This is a genomic window from Alteromonas sp. MMG017 (assembly GCF_018100795.1).
In the GTDB taxonomy this organism is placed as follows: Bacteria; Pseudomonadota; Gammaproteobacteria; order Enterobacterales; family Alteromonadaceae; genus Alteromonas.
Window position 1 is genome coordinate 40,545 of the sequence record NZ_JAGJDY010000005.1, and the last position, 18,007, is coordinate 58,551.

Annotated in this window: 13 protein-coding genes and 1 pseudogene; 9 read left to right on the plus strand and 5 right to left on the minus strand. The window is 42.6% G+C overall.

What is annotated here, in order from left to right; translation table 11 throughout:
- Positions 1-43 precede the first annotated feature (43 nt).
- The 7 genes from J8L84_RS09085 (at position 44) to J8L84_RS09115 (ending at position 7,708) form a co-directional block, all read left to right on the plus strand.
- Positions 44-1,270 (plus strand): MFS transporter, encoded by a 1,227-nt coding sequence (locus J8L84_RS09085; RefSeq protein ID WP_247670687.1) that lies wholly within the window; start codon positions 44-46, stop codon positions 1,268-1,270.
- Positions 1,271-1,415: 145 nt separating this feature from the next.
- Complete coding sequence (gtfA, locus tag J8L84_RS09090) at positions 1,416-2,897, plus strand: sucrose phosphorylase (protein WP_211070422.1); 1,482 nt, start codon at positions 1,416-1,418, stop codon at positions 2,895-2,897.
- A gap of 302 nt (positions 2,898-3,199) precedes the next feature.
- Positions 3,200-4,015: a hypothetical protein gene (locus J8L84_RS09095; RefSeq protein WP_211070423.1), complete on the plus strand. Its 816-nt coding sequence runs from the start codon at positions 3,200-3,202 to the stop codon at positions 4,013-4,015.
- Entirely contained in the window at positions 4,015-4,305 is a 291-nt protein-coding gene (locus J8L84_RS09100) for a hypothetical protein (RefSeq protein ID WP_211070424.1), read from the plus strand. The genes J8L84_RS09095 and J8L84_RS09100 overlap by 1 nt, the downstream gene beginning before the upstream one ends.
- A 17-nt stretch (positions 4,306-4,322) precedes the next feature.
- Entirely contained in the window at positions 4,323-4,673 is a 351-nt protein-coding gene (locus J8L84_RS09105; protein ID WP_138118201.1) for a hypothetical protein, read from the plus strand.
- Between the two features lie 2 nt (positions 4,674-4,675).
- On the plus strand, positions 4,676-6,505 hold the full coding sequence (locus J8L84_RS09110; protein ID WP_211070425.1) for a peptidoglycan-binding domain-containing protein: 1,830 nt from the start codon (positions 4,676-4,678) through the stop codon (positions 6,503-6,505).
- A gap of 309 nt (positions 6,506-6,814) precedes the next feature.
- Entirely contained in the window at positions 6,815-7,708 is an 894-nt protein-coding gene (locus J8L84_RS09115; protein WP_211070426.1) for a hypothetical protein, read from the plus strand.
- 99 nt (positions 7,709-7,807) lie between these two features.
- Here the strand turns inward: J8L84_RS09115 and J8L84_RS09120 are convergent, their stop codons facing one another.
- Entirely contained in the window at positions 7,808-8,551 is a 744-nt protein-coding gene (locus tag J8L84_RS09120; protein ID WP_211070427.1) for a glutathione S-transferase, read from the minus strand.
- Positions 8,552-8,659: 108 nt separating this feature from the next.
- Here J8L84_RS09120 and J8L84_RS09125 point away from each other — a divergent pair, with 108 nt between their 5' ends.
- Complete coding sequence (locus tag J8L84_RS09125) at positions 8,660-11,035, plus strand: peptidase U32 family protein (RefSeq protein WP_211070428.1); 2,376 nt, start codon at positions 8,660-8,662, stop codon at positions 11,033-11,035.
- 72 nt (positions 11,036-11,107) lie between these two features.
- Here the strand turns inward: J8L84_RS09125 and J8L84_RS09130 are convergent, their stop codons facing one another.
- The 3 genes and pseudogenes from J8L84_RS09130 to J8L84_RS09140 form a co-directional block, all read right to left on the minus strand.
- Complete coding sequence (locus J8L84_RS09130) at positions 11,108-11,680, minus strand: acyl-CoA thioesterase (RefSeq protein ID WP_211070429.1); 573 nt, start codon at positions 11,678-11,680, stop codon at positions 11,108-11,110.
- 271 nt (positions 11,681-11,951) lie between these two features.
- Positions 11,952-12,470 (minus strand): annotated as a pseudogene (locus J8L84_RS09135) (cupin domain-containing protein); the annotation flags it as partial.
- A gap of 306 nt (positions 12,471-12,776) precedes the next feature.
- Complete coding sequence (locus J8L84_RS09140; protein ID WP_211070431.1) at positions 12,777-14,750, minus strand: class I adenylate cyclase; 1,974 nt, start codon at positions 14,748-14,750, stop codon at positions 12,777-12,779.
- Positions 14,751-14,971: 221 nt separating this feature from the next.
- On the opposite strand from J8L84_RS09140, the gene J8L84_RS09145 reads away from it, so the two are divergent.
- On the plus strand, positions 14,972-15,628 hold the full coding sequence (locus tag J8L84_RS09145; protein ID WP_211070432.1) for an NAD(P)H-dependent oxidoreductase: 657 nt from the start codon (positions 14,972-14,974) through the stop codon (positions 15,626-15,628).
- A 5-nt stretch (positions 15,629-15,633) separates the two neighbouring features.
- Here J8L84_RS09145 and J8L84_RS09150 read toward each other — a convergent pair whose 3' ends face one another.
- Positions 15,634-17,961: a tetratricopeptide repeat-containing diguanylate cyclase gene (locus J8L84_RS09150; RefSeq protein ID WP_211070433.1), complete on the minus strand. Its 2,328-nt coding sequence runs from the start codon at positions 17,959-17,961 to the stop codon at positions 15,634-15,636.
- Positions 17,962-18,007: the final 46 nt, after the last annotated feature.

The following is an 18,007-nucleotide window of genomic DNA, read 5'->3' on the forward strand; positions in this document are numbered from 1 at the left end:
GAGCGAACACAACTACGGGTTAATTCGCTGGTTAACCTATTTGATGTTTATGATGTTCGCGATGACATCCGACTCAGTAGGCGAAATCATCAAAGAAGTAAAAATTGAGTTTGCAGTTACCAATACTCAGGCGAGTTTAATGCATTCTTTGTTCATGATCGGTATCGCATTTTCTGGGCTGTTTCTTGGTTTCTTAGCCGATAAGTTTGGTCGCAAAAAAACGCTAATCTTAGGTTTAGCCTTATTCGCGATTTCTTGCTACTTGTTTATGGTAGGCAGTACCTTTTCGTTTATTTTAAGTTTAGTCACGTTATCAGGCTTGGCGGTAGGGGTATTTAAAACCGCTGCACTTGCGTTGATTGGTGATATTTCTCGCTCGACCAAAGAACATACGGGCACCATGAACGGCGCTGAAGCTTTCTTCGGTGTTGGTGCTATTATTGGGCCAATTTTAGTTGCTTGGCTTATTGTTCAGGGTGTGCATTGGACGTGGTTATACGTTATAGCCGGTGGATTATGTACCGTACTAATCTGCATGGCGCTGATGGTGGAATACCCTGAAAGCAAGGCGGTAAAAGAAAAGCCTACCAGTCTTGTCGATAGCCTAAAGCTCCTTAAAGACCCTTACGCGCTAGGGTTCTCTATTGGTGCGTTTCTGTACGTTGCGGCCGAGAGCGCAATTTATGTGTGGATGCCAAGTTACTTAATATGTGATGCCAATGCTGCATCAGATATTTACAGCTGCTACGCCAATGAATCTACCCAAACACTCGCTATTTACGCGGTTTCCGTTTTCTTCGCTTTGCGTGCAGTAGGTCGGTTTGTGGGTATTTGGATGATGCAGCATTACGAGTGGACCAAAGTACTCCTGTTATTTAGTTTCATGATAATGCTGTGCTTCGTGGTTGGCTTATTATCAGGCCCATCGCTGGCGGTTTTCCTTTTCCCTTTAAGCGGCATATTTATGTCGGTCATTTATCCTACTTTCAACTCTAAAGGCATTAGCTGCTTCGAGAAGCGACAGCACGGTTCAGTAGCGGGGGTTATTTTGTTTTTTACCGCTGCGGGCGCGGCCGCGGGGCCTTTTATCATGGGAGTGGTAAGTGATGCCTATGGTGGTGATGCCAAGTACGGATTTGTCGTTGCTACAGGCTTCTCTATCTTGTTGTTCCTAGGCTTACTTTACAACGCTATTGCACAGCCAACACGTGAGCGACTCGCCATGATTGAGAAACGTGAATATGGCGTTGACTCAACCACAGCTAGCTAAAACAAATACGCTTAGTTAGAACAGTATTACGTTTCACTATTTACATAAATCAATGCAGTGTTTCTTATTGCCATAGAGGCACTGCAAATTTTCGGTGCATTTTTGCTTTTTCAATACGCAGCACCCCGATATTTGGAGAATTTTCATGCCTTTACGCAATGGCGTTCAACTTATTACCTACGCAGACCGCTTAGGTGAAGGAAATATGTCTGGCCTCAACACGCTTCTAAGCACCAAGTTGAAAGGGCTGTTTACCGGCGTTCATATTTTACCTTTCTATTACCCTTTCGATGGCGAAGATGCTGGATTTGACCCTATCGATCATACTACCGTTGATTCACGTTTGGGCAGCTGGGCCGATGTGAAACAGGTTGGTGAGTCGATGAATATTATGGCAGACCTTATTGTTAATCATATGTCTGCGCAAAGTGAGCCATTCTTAGATGTGATTAAGCACGGTCGTGAATCACAATACTGGCCGCTATTTTTAACGAAACAGTCGGTGTTCAGCGAAGACGATGCGGCTAATGTTGCAAACATCGGGAAAGTATTTAGGCCTCGCCCTACGCCTTTTTTCTCTGAATATGAGTTAGATAACAAAGAGGTTGTGCCTTTTTGGACAACGTTCACCGCGAATCAAATTGATATTGATGTTGAGTCTGACTTGGGTAAAGCGTATCTAGAGTCGATCCTAGAGGCTTTTACACAAAGCAATGTTGACCTAATTCGTTTAGATGCAGCAGGTTATGCCATTAAACGCGCGGGCACTAACTGTTTCATGTTAGAAGAAACTTTTGAGTTTATCGAAGCATTGAGCAAGCGTGCGCACGAGATGGGCATTCAAAGCTTGGTTGAAATTCACAGTCATTTTGAAACCCAAATTGCTATTGCATCTCGTTGTGACAGCGTTTACGACTTTGCGCTTCCGCCATTGGTATTGCATACCCTATTTAGCAAAGACGCGTCTGCCTTAGCGCATTGGTTGTCTATTTCGCCACGTAACTGCTTCACGGTGCTAGATACCCACGATGGAATAGGTATTGTTGATGTAGGATCAAGTGGCGATAAGCCTGGGCTTTTAACTAATTCGCAAATAGACAACTTGGTAGAAACGATTCATGTTAACTCTGATGGTGAATCAAGAAAGGCCACAGGTGAAGCCGCTAGCAACGTAGATTTGTACCAAATCAACTGTACTTATTATGATGCGTTAGGAAAAGACGACTATAAATACTTGCTCGCCCGTGCAATACAGTTCTTCAGCCCAGGTGTACCACAAGTGTATTATGCTGGGTTGTTAGGGGCGACTAACGACATGGAATTGTTAGCGAAAACGAATGTGGGACGAGATATTAATCGTCCTTACTTAAGTGAAAGCGATATTGATGACGCGCTCACAAAGCCAGTGGTAAAAGGCCTCGTTGAATTAATTCATATTCGAAACAACACAAATGCGTTTAACGGCGATTTCTCTGTTACTGAAGACACAGGTACTTTGTTGCTGGTTTGGACATTAGATGAAGATCGTGCCGAGTTATGGGTGGAGATGAGCACACTTGATGCAACTATTACATTGCTAGAAGGCGGGGTAAAATCTACTCTTTCGCTGGCGAAACTTACGGCATAGTCGTGTTCTAGCCGGAACAAAAAAAGAAATAAATAAAGATTAAAACAAAAAAATTCGGACGTGACTTCCATCACTCTATCGAAGTCACTTCCGATTATTCAATATTAAATTCAAATCGTTACCCTTCTAAATAACCGCAAAGCATAGTCTCTTTAAATGTACGCTTACCATTCTCTTCGAATTGCCCGTAAAGTTGAAACTGAATTGGTTGTATTTTGTACAAATAATGTTAAGTTAATATAATAGTTTAAATAATAACCATCGAAATGAAGTATGTTTCAAGGTTGCATGGACACAACCCAATGCACTTCACCACTTCAGAACGACTAAAACGAATTCAACAACACTTGGGTGTATCACCTGATGGTGTACTTGGTGGCGAAACGCTTTGTGCACTTGAAAAGCGGTTACTTCCCATTTCAGAACGCCTAACCCAAGTTACTTCAACAACCACGCCTGTCACATCAAATGAAATTAGCCTTACGCTCTCACAAAAGGGGATAGATCTTATCGTGCAACATGAGATTAGTTCGAAGCAATACTATGAGAAAAGGCTTACCCATCCTACGTGGCCTAAAGGTGATTCGGGGATCACTATTGGTATTGGCTACGATTTAGGTTATGCCAGTAAGAGCCAATTTCAATCAGACTGGCAGTCGCTTCTTAGTACCTTTGATATGAAGAAGCTTACGCGGGTATGCGGCCTGAAAGGGCAAACCGCTAAAATTCATGTTTCATCTTTACGTTCTGTCACTGTGCCTTTCGATGCCGCAAAGCATGTATTTGTGCACTCATCGCTACCTAAATATGCACAAAAAACAAAATCTACTTTCCCTGGAGTCGAGTACTTGAATGCTGATGCTCAAGCTGCCTTGGTTTCATTAGTTTATAACCGTGGGGGGAGCCTGAAAGGTGACTCACGACGAGAAATGGCTGCCATAAAACCTTTGGTAGCGAGTAAAGATTATATTGGAATAGCGCAGCAAATTACGAAGATGAAACGATTGTGGCGGGGCAGAGGGCTTGATGGCTTGTTACACCGACGAGATGATGAAGCTAATTTAGTTAGGAATTCAGATAGAAGGTATTTAGTTGACGACCTGGTGAGGGTTGCGTAATGAAAACCCTTCAGCACGATTTACATTTACGGTACGAAGCCTACACCCGAGCACATCAACGTTTCGCAGAAAGGGGAGAGTTTCGAGTTGAAATTTACCAAGGCAGATTGGAAATCGACAATCAGCACGACTTGAAGCATTTGGCTACTTATCCATTTTCACCAGAAACGGTAGAAGAAAGCGCCGTGATACCTGCATCTATACCCGCAGTTCAGGGCACCGCCTTGCCCTTATTTAAAGCGCTATTCAATACAAACTTTGTTAAGGCAATAAAGCTGCTTTTTTATTAACTTATAGAAGGAATTTTATGATGGGAAAGTTCAAAGACGCAATGCAAACCATGGCAGACGGTATTGGTGATTTGTCTAAACTTGATGTAGTGACATTTCAAGGCTCAGTAACACTAAACGCGGCGGATACCGCGCCGTTAAAGTTTGATGACGTCATGTCGTCTGCAATGGGAAACGCCACGGTGGCAGTTAAGGTACTCGCTAGTACTCAAACGAGTATTGATGGCGACATTGTTGCTTTTTACGATAAGGATATCACCGAAGAACAGCGACTTGCTCATGCCGATTTGGTGCTAGCGGGGGCTGAATCTCGAGCAGCATCTATCGAATTCGTGAGATCTATCGTAGGGGAAATTGCGGATTTGTAGTGATGGACGACAAATCTGGCATACTCGACAAGTTGGGAAGGGGTCTTGATGCTTCGGTATCTAAGCATTATTTGCCCAACGCAACGTTAGGTTCTGATAACCCTAATGAGACTGATTCTTCTGCCTATATCCGCGCTATTAGAGCCCGTTTAATTGAACTAGGCTACTTGGGCGAAGGGCACAAATTTACGAATCGTCATAACCCGCAAATTGACCGCATTCTGATCAAAAAAATAAAGCAGTTTCAACATGATGCTGGTATTACCGAAGACGGTTGGGCCGGAAAGCTTACATGGCAGGCTTTGGAGTGCCTAGTAAGCTTTGAAAATCAGCAAAGTCCTGCGCTATGGGGAAATGTTTGGCGAAATGCTTCTAGTGAAGAATGGAGAAGCTCATGGCAGCAGTCACGGCAGCAATTATCCCAGCAGTTATCGCAGCAGTCACGGCAGCAATTATCCCAGCAGTTATCGCAGCAACCAATACAGCGGTCATCCCGGCAACCAATGCAGCGGCCATCCCGGCAACCAATGCAGCGGCCATCACAGCAACCGACACCAGAAAATCAACACCAAGTTTGGCTATTTAAAGATGGGGTACTACACAACAAAGCAGTGATGCGGGCGGCGTATTGCCGCCTCTATACCCTCGGTTTTTTCTCTGAGTGGGAACCACATCGCATTCACACTAAAACCATAATCAACCCCAGCGATAATGCCGACTTTCAACATGCGATTGACCAGTTTTGTGGGTTTGCCAAGCAACTTAAATTAGTAAAAAGCACGTGTTCTGGATTAAATATGGACTTACTCAATGCCATGTTTGAATACGACAACATTGTTGCGACGTTAAGCGACAATACATACTTTGACCCTGCAATGACTGCGTACCCCAAAACGATAGAAGCAATAGCCAGAATAGAGCTTTGGATGCTTGGTTATGATATTTCACCGGGGAAAGATCAAACCATTAGAAGAGCTACAAGAAGGTTTAAAAAGCGCACTTTTATTAGCGTCTCAAAAACTCAACTTGCGATTAAACAGTTTTATTCTGACTACCCTGTTGTAAGCCTAAGCAATGAAAGTAATGATAAAAAAAATAATACCGAAAGCGCTAATAGCACCAGCGGCCACCCACTAAATGCTTATTTAATGGCGGCATTCTCTGCGCTTTCCACCGATGTAGAAGTGACTGAGAGTGACAATGAAAGTTTAAACGCTTCGGTAAACCAATTATGGCAAAGTAAAAGTAAGCAAAATATGTTAAGAGCGCAGTTTAACAAGCTAGCCAATGGTATTTTCGACGGATTAAAGCGAATGGTAAGTTGGCTGTTTGGCGCAGTAAAACTTGTGCTTGAAAAAACAAAGGAAGTGATTGCGAACATTGCACGTTACATTAGCAAAAAAGCACGAACATGTTATTTAAGTGTAGTGAAAGCGTTTGATATTGTTTATTCAGGCATGTCGTATCTAAAGGGGAATGTATTTCATTATGGCGCTCCCTCTAAAGCTTGCTTTGCTCATGATAATGACTTTGATCAGTTTTGCTGCATAGATCCTATGGCTCAGCCCCACCATATTAGTTTTGATAGAACCCAGTATGGCTTTCAAGCTAAACTTTATGCCGCAGGACTCACTATTGTTGGTCATCTTTTAGGTATAGCGCAGCGAGTAGTACGAACAATCTCATCACCGGTGGGGTGGCTTTTAGCCCTGCTTTCATTGGCAAATGTTGCTAACGCAGTAAAAGAAATAAATACGCAAGTTAGGCTTATTGAAAGCTATGAACTGGATATTACACACCGGAAGTCTTTGTTTAAAACCCGTATCTCTTAGCTTTCTTGCTTTCTTTCCTTCCTTTATCTTCTTTCTCTCCCTTGTCCTCTTGCTCCTTTATTCCCCACGACCGGTTATTTTCTATATTCACTTATTTCAAACATAAGCTTATGCCTATTGCGGCTTTGAGCGATGGCATGCGGGTGCTAAATCTTCAGCATACCTTTGCGTTAAAATTCGTTACCATGGCTTCATTACATTCATTTTAGCAATCAGTGGTATTGCTTGTTGCGCTTACGTAGCAAGGTTGACGTGGTTGTATCTTGATAACGTAGAAATTGAGATAGAAGTAAAAGAAAGGATACGTAAATGAGTAAAAACACCAAGCTGGCCTTCGGCGTAGTGGTAGTACTAGGCGTTTGTTATGTAGGCGGCAATATTTATGCTTCAGCAAAAGCTAAAGACGCAGTAGATGAAATGATTGCCGATCTTCCTGCTACCACTCAAGTTTCTTACGGCGATGTGAGTGCGACTATTTTTGGTGATGTGTCCATTGATGACATTCGCATTGGTGATGACAGGCAAGGGCATATTGTGGTTAAAAACGTTGCCCTTTCAGGTTTCGAAGAAAAATTAGAAGACTCTACTGAAGGAGAAGTGCACTTTTCTGGCGTCTCGTTTTCTGAATATAAAGGTCATGGTGTTGATGATACGCCCGATGATATTCAAGAAATTTTAGTTCACATGCTGATGAAAGAAGGGAAAACCTTAGATCAACGTTTTGCTTTTGAAGTAAACGAAGATGACAATGAATACCGTATTAAAGAGCTGACCTTCGATGTGGAAGACGCAGGACGCATTTCACTTTCTACCGACCTTTTCACAAAAGCCCCAATATCAGCAGCGCCCGAACTTATGGCACAACACTTAATGGCGGCGATAGAAATTGGTGAGTTTACCCTTTCGTTAGAAGAGGATGGGTTGGTTGATAGGTTGTTTGCCCCACAAGTTACTGACGAGAAAAGCCTTGATGATTTGCGCGCAGAAGCGATAGATGGATTGAAAAGCGCATTGAAGCAGGCCGAACCGCAAAGAAAAATGCTATTAGAAGGAACAATCGCGTTACTCGAAGGGGACGAAGTTACGTTGTATCGCAAAAATGATGAGCCTTTTTCCATAGTGCCTATGACGATGATGGCAGGCCCTAATGGCGCGCTGTCTACTTTCATACGAGATGGCAAGTTTCAAATTGAGGTAAATTAGCGGCTAAGTTGCTAAAGAGTGGTTAGTTGTAAAACAACCCTTAAAATCTCAATATTCAGGCTGTTAACTGTTATGTTGACAGCCGTTTAAATTATTAGTTTAGGGCTTCCACAATTCATACTGTGTCATCACCTTATTAAACATAACACTTTGCAAATACCCGTTTAGCCACTGCTTTAGGTTTGGGTAGGGCGATTCTCGATACCACTTTCGTTCAACTTTCGAAAACTGACGAATGAACGGTAGTAGGGCGATGTCTGCTAAGCTTTCTTTTGCGCCGAAAATAAATCCCTTCGATTGGCCTTCTTCCAAACCTCCATCAGTGTTACCACCACCTAAACGGTCTTCCAAATCTTGGATGTATGCCTCGCAGGCTTGCCTGCACTCAACTACGTTGTTTTCACGATAACGTTTAGCGCATTTGTAGGCATTTAACTGAGTTTTGAATCCATCATCGAATGTTGCAATTAATGCTAGCATGGCAGGCAGGGCGGCAGTGTCTTGCTGATGCAGTAGGTCTTCGGGATCGTTTTGATGCAGGGCCCATAGCATCACATCTAAGCTTTCATCTATTACTGTATTGGTGCCGTCTGCATTTGGCAATACTAGCGTGGGCACGGTACCTTTAGCTGAGGCCTCAATCATGGCATCAGGTTTATTGCTTAACACCACTTCGCGCACTTCAACGTCTTGCGCCGCTTTATATAAACCAATTCTTCCGCGCATTGCATAAGGGCAATTGCGTAAAGAGTAGAGTATGGGGCGCTGATCCCTGCGAGACTCGGGTTTAACACCATGTTGTTGTGAAAATTCAGTCGCGAATTCTGATTTTGCTTCTGGCATTGGGGGTTTTATCTCCATTTACCTCGATTAATCTGCCGTTATGATATTCATTGGGCAAATATGTAGGTAAAATCCTCGGCATAAAGTTTCCCACAATATAGCATCTAGATGAACAGTACTCACACGAATCCGAAAATTGAATTATTAGCCCCAGGTGGCGATGTTGATGCGATTAAAGCCGCCATTATTGCAGGCGCCAACGCGGTGTACTGCGGGTTAGATAATTTTAACGCTCGAAATCGTGCGTCTAATATTTCATTCGATGCGTTAATTGGCGTTATTCGATTGGCGCATCAGTATGACTGCGAAATATTTCTGACGTTGAATATCGTTATTCTGGAAAAAGAATTTCCAACGCTTGCCAAGCTATTAAGTAAATTGGTTAATACCACGCTTGATGGTGTGATTGTGCAAGATATTGGTATGTTCAACCTTATCAAAAAGCATTTTCCTACATTAGATATTCATGCTTCTACCCAGATGACTACACATAACGTGGGGCAAATACCTTTTCTTAAAAAGCTAGGGGCATCACGGGTTAACTTATCTAGAGAGTTGAACCTACGAGAAATTACTGCCATTGCCAAGGTTAGCCGCGAGCATGACGTGCTAACCGAAGTGTTTGTGCATGGTTCTTTATGTGTGGCGTTTTCAGGTTTATGTTATTCAACCTCTGCCAGTGCGGGGAACTCGGGTAACCGAGGCCGTTGCAGTCAGGCTTGCCGCGAAGAATACGAAACCACAGAATCTGGACATAACTTCCCGTTAAATATTAAAGATAACTCGGCGTTTTTCGACCTGCCAGCATTAATAGAAGCTGGCGTGTACTCGTTTAAAGTAGAGGGTCGGATTAAAGGCGCAAGTTACGTTCATACAGTCATCGACAGTTTTAGAAAGCAGATTGATGGCTTTTTGGAAACCGGTGAATTATTAGAAGACGGCGAACGCCTTTATAAGGTATTTAACCGAGACTTTTCTAACGCGTTCTTGCGTGGCGATTTGAATCAATCGATGTTTATTGATAATCCACGCGATAACTCAAAAAATCATGCCATCGAAAAAGCGGTTCAAACGGAGAGCACAAGCGATGCGTCTTCCAAAGATGTTAACCGTATTTCAGTGGTGCAAATACAAGAAGTGAAACAAACCCTTTATCAAGAAAAGAACGAACTACACGACTTGGTAAGAGAAAAAATTCAGTATTTATCTATCGATAAAATACCTACTACGCTAGTGTTTTCGGGTGAAGAGGGAAGTTGTTTAACCCTCACTATTAAAACCCATGGTTTAGCAGCTGGCCAGTCGACTAATACTGAAGGCGGCTCTGTTAAAGACGACATCAATTCAATTGCCCCTAAAACCATTACGCTGCGTTCTGAAGGTGTGTTGTCTAAAAGCGAGAAAAACGCGTTAGACGAAACCTTGTTAGAGAAACGTTTTAGAAGTTTAGGCACGGGCGAATACAGTATTAGTGGCCTTGAACTTGAGCAATTAGGTACTGGCCTTAGTTTGCCATTTCGCGATGTAACGGCGCTTAAAAACGAAGCCATGAAGCAGCTTAATGGTGAACAGTCGTTAATACCTGAAGTGATATTACCAAAACTCACGAGTTACCCTAAAAGCGAAGCCGATAAGCCGCCAGCGCTTTCGTTGCTAATCTGTGATGAGGCAGACGTGCATTTAGCCGATGCAACGGATGCTGACATTTACTTTAAATTACCTGATGCCTACAAGCGCAATTGCACCAAGTATGTTGGTTTCTTAAAAGATAACCCACGTTTGATACCTTGGTTCCCCGCAGTGCTTATTGGTAAAGACTACGATGTGGCAGTGAACATACTTGAACAAGTTATGCCGCCATTAATTGTGACCAACAATACTGGAATTGCCTTTAAAGCGAATGAACTAGGTATTAAGTGGATTGCAGGGCCTTTCTTAAATACCACTAACTCGTATGCATTGATGGCCATGAAAGAAGACTTCGATTGTCATGGTGCGTTTATTTCAAACGAGTTAAATCGAATGCAAATGAAGAACATTGCACGGCCTGAAAACTTCAAACTGTTCTACAGCATTTATCATCCTATATTGTTGATGACCAGCAGACAGTGTTTCTTCCAGCAAAGTGTAGGTTGCGAAAAACCGCGTATCGATAACGGGTGTATGCTCTCTTGCGACAAATCAACCAGCATTACTAATATGAAAGGTATGTCGTTCGCCATCGATAAACAAAAAGCCGGTTATCCGAGCATTTATAACGAAGATCAGTTCTTAAATATGGAAGTCATGAACGATTTATCTGACTTGTTCGACGGCTTTATGATTGATTTAACCAACATTGGTGCGGGAGACAAAGTATCGCCAGACAAAGTAGCGTTAATTCGACAATTCGAACAGCTATTGGCCGGTGATAAGCAGGTAGAAGATACGCTAAATAGTATGGTGCCAGCTTCCACAGTAAGCCAGTACCACGCTGGATTATAAGCTAGCGCATACCCGTGTAAGCATTAATAAAAGCCCTTGGTTGTTACAAAACACCAAGGGCTTTTTTGTATCTTACTCTTGGGTATAAGACGCATCTTTATCGAAAGTAATGGTACAGCGCTGGTTATCAAGCAATACAAAATCTGCTTTTGGAATGAAGTCGTCGTGTTCTTTTTGTATTCTAGCCTGCGCTTCACGTTTTACTTTATTACGCTTAATCGTTGTTACAAAGTGGCGCATTTCGTGCGGGTTGCTGAGTTCCAATTCTGGCACTTTTACCGGCACACCGTTGTCGTCTTTAGCGACCATAGTGAAAAAACTGTTGTTGGTGTGCTTCACTTTATTGTTCTTGATATTCTCAGACGTGACTTTTATACCAACCACCAAAGAAGTGTTGCCAACGTAGTGCACGGTAGCGTCTAGCGATAATAATTCGCCCACTTCCACAGGCTGTAAAAACTCAACGCCATCTACCGTAACCGTTACGCAATAGGCGCCGGCATGTTTACTGGCACAGGCGTAGGCCACTTTATCCATTAAAGACAAGATAATACCGCCATGGACTTTTCCGCCAAAGTTGGCAAATGAAGGTACCATTAGCTCAGTTAAACGTGTTCTTGAAAATGCGACAGTACGTGGGCTCATAGTTAACCTTTATATTTTTATAGTTGATGTAGTTGTAGGGTAAATTGCTTTTTAGGGTAATGCTTTTAGGGTAATAGTTAGGTTGCTTGTTAGGTAAAGCCCTACTATAGCAGTGGGAATTCAAGCATCAATATTTAATAAAAGAAGGGAAGGCATTCCCTTCTTTCTTTTTGATTTTTTCCACGAGTGCAAACATAAGCGCAAAGAGGTACAAGCATTTTAGGTATAAGCTCGCTTAGTCTTTAGCTTCGAATACGTTGAGTTAATTCACCTATCGCGTTAATGAAGTAATGAGTTCATCGTGTTGAGGAAATTGCTTAATTAACTCTGCTCGTTCGCCTAATTGCATATCGATATATTCGAAGCCAGGCGCTACCGCTTCCCCTATAAGGCCATAACCATACGGGCCTGTAGTCAGTATTTTTGATGCCTTCCAAGTTCCGCCTTTCACCACCATTTGCATCTTATGGCCTTGCGTCGGATCGGGCCCTAATACATGAGTTTCAAGGCTGCCATCTTGGTTAATGAGGTAATACGTAATAGGGTCTCCCATGTGAAAGTAATGCATGATGTCAGAGCGATTCATATGAAAATGCCCAATAGGGGATTTGGCACTTAGCAGGTAATAAATAGAGGTCATATTCACTCTTTCGCCGTTATCTGTACTTATTAGCGGCCTGTGATCTGCTTTAAACGTTTGGCGAAAGAAGCCGCCTTCAACGTGGCCGGTTAAATCAAGGGACTCGATTAATTGTTCTGCGGTGAGTTTCTTATCTAATGACGTTACAGCTTGCGTAGTGCTAGCAACATGAGTATCAGCAACGTGAGTACTAGTAACATTAGTACAGGCACTTAACAGGGTACACGGTAAGGTTACTGACAAAACAAAGGGCAGAGCGGATTTTTTGGTTTTAATATTAAGCATAGTAGCGCCATAATGTAATACGTAGATTCGTTTTCTAGCATACCTAGATAAACAAAAAAATATTAGCTTTTTCAGGCGCCAGAAAAGTAATCACATGGCATGTATTGGCACAGTGGCAGTTTAGCAAAAAGACAAGTACACAATTGAAAGGGTAGAAAAGAGAAGGCGGGTTTAGTGAATAAGGGAAAAACTCACACCTGTGGATTCTAAAAACTCACCCTGAATACGAGCTTGCTGATTTCCGCGAGGTACCATGACATAACAGGGCGGGGCAGGCTCCGTTTCTTCAAGCTCAAACCAGAGTGTATCCAGCACATCTTTCCCGTGGAATAAAAAGGTTTCGCCCCACGATGTGGTGTACAACACTGAGACTTCTTCAACGCTCGCCTTTTGCCTGAGCGTGTTAAAATTCACAATAGCTAGGCAGGTTGTAACGCGAGCGCTAGTTAGTAGGTTTTCTCTTTGCAGCGCAGAAACTTTAATTGGCGGAAAGTAGCGGCAAATATGTTTCAATAAGTCGTTCAAATCCAGCTCACTTACCTCCCCGGCATTGTAATCAAGATAGATGGTGGTTTTTGCGTCGATAATACGATTTGCTACGCACCATACGATTAACTCAATAGCAGAGAATGTTTGCGTTATTTTCTGACTTTGCGCTATTTTTCCCGACTTGCTGAGCGTGTCCGTAGCATATACAGTCCAAATCTCTTGCCCTGTTTTGTTTTGCTTTAATGCCACGGTTACCGTGTCGCAGTAGAGGTTTTCATCAAACGCGCGGCGTAGAAACTCAATTTTGTTAGGCTTCTTGCCATAAAAAGTACTAAGACGACGACCTAGTACGGTCATGTCTTTTTTACTCATGGTTTGTTGTTCAGCACCAAGCTGACTTGAAATACGTCGATAGCATTTCAAAAGAAATCGATGAATACGTCGGCTTAATTGAACCCGTTCGTGAAACGTCCATTCATGCTGATTATCTAAGTGGTAAAGGTCTTGTTTCGTCCATCCCCACTTCTTAGCATATGCCGCTATTATCTTGCGCTTAAACGTAGAGGTTTCACCACGTTGCGGTGGTTGGCTTAGTTTGCAATTACATTTGAGGTACAGGCACTGTTGAAGTAACAACATGTCTTCAGGCTGCCCCTCTTTTTCGTAATGCTCAATAAGTTGGTCGAACATTAGCGCATAAGGGTCGATAACCGCGACTTGTCCAGGTGCTTCGGCACCCCGATGAACATGCTTTTTAAGCAAGCTACACAAGGGCTGACCGTGCTCAATATGAGCAAGGTAAACTTCTAACTTCGCAATTTTCAGTACTGACTTAAACGGCGAGTCCATGGCCTTGCTTAACTGCCATATTGCAGCGCCGAACAATTCACTGGCGTCGAGCCTTTCAAGGTTGCCAAGATCCATAAACCAGCTTAAATCTGGAGAACCACCGTCTTCTAGATGACTTTTTAATGCAGTATATTGCTGGTCATTGGTTTTTTCTGGGGTTAACCACCAAAAAGGTGCTTTTCCTGCCACAACAATATTGGTGGTATAAAATTCAGCTTTAAGAAATAGCGCTTGGGCTGAGCCTGCGCTTTCTCCATCGGCAATGCCAAAATCGTTGCGTCGAACATTATCAATTTCAGACAGGAAGAAGTGCACTTCAATACTGAACTTGCTGTCTGCCCAACGTTCAATGGCCGTTAACTTTTCTTGTAGTTTATTAAGCGACGCTTCTGAGAGTTGATTGCCATCGACACACACCCAATAGTCGAAATCAGAGGTGTCAGTTTGTGCAATGGTACCAATACTTCCCATGAGCACTAACGCATCAATAGCGCGCTGACGAGGCCACAGAGATTTTATATCAGCAAACAAATCTCGCTTCTCTGGGAAACACTGCAAAAGTGCATTTTCAACAACATCGCGAAATGAATAATTATGAATACCAAAGGGGATCTCTTCACCTTCAATATAGCCTGGAAGATCAGGATGATTTACGTGCAGTAAAAAGGGCAGCACATGAAACAACGGCTTGTGCTCAGCAGGCATAAGCATAAGTGCACGTTCTACCCTTGCCTTGTTGTACCTAAGTACTCTTAACAGGCGTATTGTTAGATTCTTTTTAATTGATAGAGACTGCTGCTCTGTCATTACTGCTCTTTTGTATCGATAGTTATTTCAAAAATAGCGCGATTTCCCTTTGTCTGCCTCTTATTTCTAGTGCTGCAGTGAAAAGTAGCCAATTAGCCTGCGCTTCCATTATCAAAAATTTGTGTAAACTCATTCAATCATTAATGGGCTTATCGCCTTTAGTATAACTCGTTAAACTTCTCGGCATCTAAAGTATTCGCATTAAATATTAGGAGTTACTTGTGTCTAACCAAATTATCAGTGATTTAAACCAGCGCTATACCGTTAAAAAGTACGACAGTAGCAAACGTATTTCTTCAGAAGATTTAACCATTATATTGGAAGCGCTAAGATTATCAGCTTCTTCAATAAACTCGCAGCCTTGGAAGTTTGTTGTCGTTGAAAGTGACAGTGCAAAGCAGCGTCTACACGACACTTTTGCTAATAAGCATCAGTTCAACCAACTGCATGCAAAAGAAGCATCGCACACCATCTTATTTGCTTACGACCCTAAGTTTACCAAAGAGAAATTTGTTAAGCGTGTTGATGCAGAAGTGGCGTCTGGTCACTTACCAGAAGCAATGCGTGAATCGTTTATGGGTGCTTACGCTTTTGCCGAAGCTAATACAGATGAGAACGGCTACAATGGCGCATGGACAAAAGCACAGGTTTATCTGGCGTTTGGAAACTTGCTTCACACATTAGCCCGCTTGGGTATAGCGTCTACACCGATGGAAGGCGTAGATGCTGACTTGATTGGTGAGCTGTTTAGCGAAGAACTAGACGGTCATATTTGTGAAGTGGCGCTAGCACTTGGCTATGCCGACGAAGAGCAAGACTGGAACCACGGTTTACCCAAGGCTCGTTTGCCAATGGAAGATGTCATTACCGTAGTGTAATGGCGTTAGTCCTGCGCTCTAGCGAGAGCTTCGCTCCATAACGTCACCTGATTACGGCCTAGCGATTTCGACTTAAATAGGGCGAGATCGGCTTGGTCTATGAGTTCAGATGGCGTTTTCGCATCAAAGCGAATAGATGAAACGCCTAGGCTACAGGTCACCGCGATATCATCAAAGCGACGAACTTGAATAGTTTCTCGTAAATTTTCAGCTATGCGCATAGCTTGGTGAGAGGAGGTATCTGGCAATACAATACAGAACTCCTCTCCACCAAATCGTGCGACCACATCGTTTTGGCGAACGCAGCTTTGTAAGGTATTAGCAACCCCGCGAAGCACCGAGTCACCTATGGTATGCCCGTAATTATCATTGATAGATTTAAAGTAGTCGATGTCTACCATTATTACGCAGTAGTCTTCTGGCTGCGGATTTCTTGCAAAATCCCGTTTCATTAAATCAAATAGGACACGGCGATTAAAGCTGTTCGTCAATGGATCGCGTGTGGCTAAGTAGCCCAGTTCTTGGTTGCGTTGTTTCGATACCATAAAGCGTCGATAAATAAGCAGTACCAGTATTAAGCAGACGGCTAACAATAATGCTAAAGCGACACTGGCATATCTGTTTTTAGTTAGTTCTAATTCTGAAATAGTGGTGGCTTGTTGGGCTATCTCAATTTCATTGTTCTTTCTAGCCAACTCGAGCTTGTCGAGTTTGGTTTTTTCTCGCAGAGTTTCTAATTCTATTTCTAGTCTTAAAGAGTGTAGTTTAGCTTTTTCAAGCGCGAGTTCGTTGTTATTATTGTCTTCTTGAATAACTTCGCTCAATGCAATTTCTTGTTCAGCGTATTGTAATGATGCTGCTGTATTGCCTCTGCTTTTCTCTGCTAAACGTAAATAACGATAACTCTCTAACATAAAGGCTTTGTAGCCATTCTTGTGTGCTAATGTTGCGGCTGTTTTTAACAGTGTTATGGCCTCTTCCATGTCAGTATCAAAAAGCATGGTAGCTAATGGAATAAGGGTTTTAATTTGGTAAAAATCACTTTCTATCTCTGTGGCTAAATCCAGTGATTCTCTATAGTAATTGAGTGCGCTTGAAACGTTATTTTCGTCTCGTTGAATGTTCGCCATTATTCTCTGGGTTATTGATTGCTTTGCCTTGTCGTTGCTTTTTCGATAAATATTATCTGCTTTTTTCGCTAACGTTGTTGCCGATGCATAGTCACCCTTTTTCCAATCAATAATCGCGCTTTCTCTAAGCGCGGTAGCAAGGGTTTTGGGCTCGACTTTTTCCTCTGGCAAGCTAATAGACAGCATGTAAAATGAACGGGCTTGGTCGAATTGTTCTAATCTAAAATAAATATGACCTATCTGGTTCGACGTTTTAGCAATGCCCGTTGCATTATTAACCTTCTTATAATATCGATGAGCCTGGTGAACGTGCTTTAAAGACTGTTCATAACGACCAATGTGGCGGTAAATAATTCCCGCTCCCATTAACGCTTTAGCACGGCCTTTAGCATCATCTATTTGCCCGTGAAGGGCCAAGCTTCTTAATGCATAGTCTAGTGCAAGCACTAAATTCCCTAGGTATCGCTCTGCTTCGGCCAGTGTATTGAGCGTACGCGCCATAGACTTTACTTCATTTAAATCAGTAAATACGGCTAAGGCTATTCCGTAATGTTCGGCGGTTTTTTCTCGGTTCTCTAATCGCTTGTAGGCCTCTGCAATTCTTACGTGGGTTCTTGCGTTTAGCTTTTGAATGTGACTTTCGTTGGCGGTCAGGTATTCAATGGCCATCAAGTATTGTACAACCGCAATAGAGTATTGAGTTTTTGCAAAATGGTAATCGCCCTTGGCCCTTAATGTGATGGCGATAGGAAAAGCTTCACCATATTGAAAAGCCAAAGGTACCAGCGTTGCAATAGCGTTTTCTGCTTTGGTTAACTGTTTATCTTTCACCAATACATCGATATAGCCCGCATACGACAATATGTAATTTTCCGTATCGTTGAGCTTTTCGAATATGGCTGAAGCTGCAAAAAAATGGTGCTGTGACGTTTTGTTTTGACCGGTTCGAATCGATAATTTTCCAAGTAGAAAATGCGCTTGTGCAGTAGTGCTGAAGTCGTCTATTTCTTGTGAAAGTTCCAAGGCTTGATTAGCCCATATAGTACTGCGTTTTGGTGAGGAATCTTGTGCTAATTGTGCTTTTGAAAGGAGTGCATCAGCGCGCTGAAATGAAGCTTTATCCGCAGAAGGCAAGGGGCTAGCCTGCTGCGCATGGGCAGAAGTAAGCACAATTAATAACAGAGTGAAAACGAAAAAGCGCATTTGCTATGGGTTCGGGTTAAAACAACTGAATGAACAGAGTATAAAT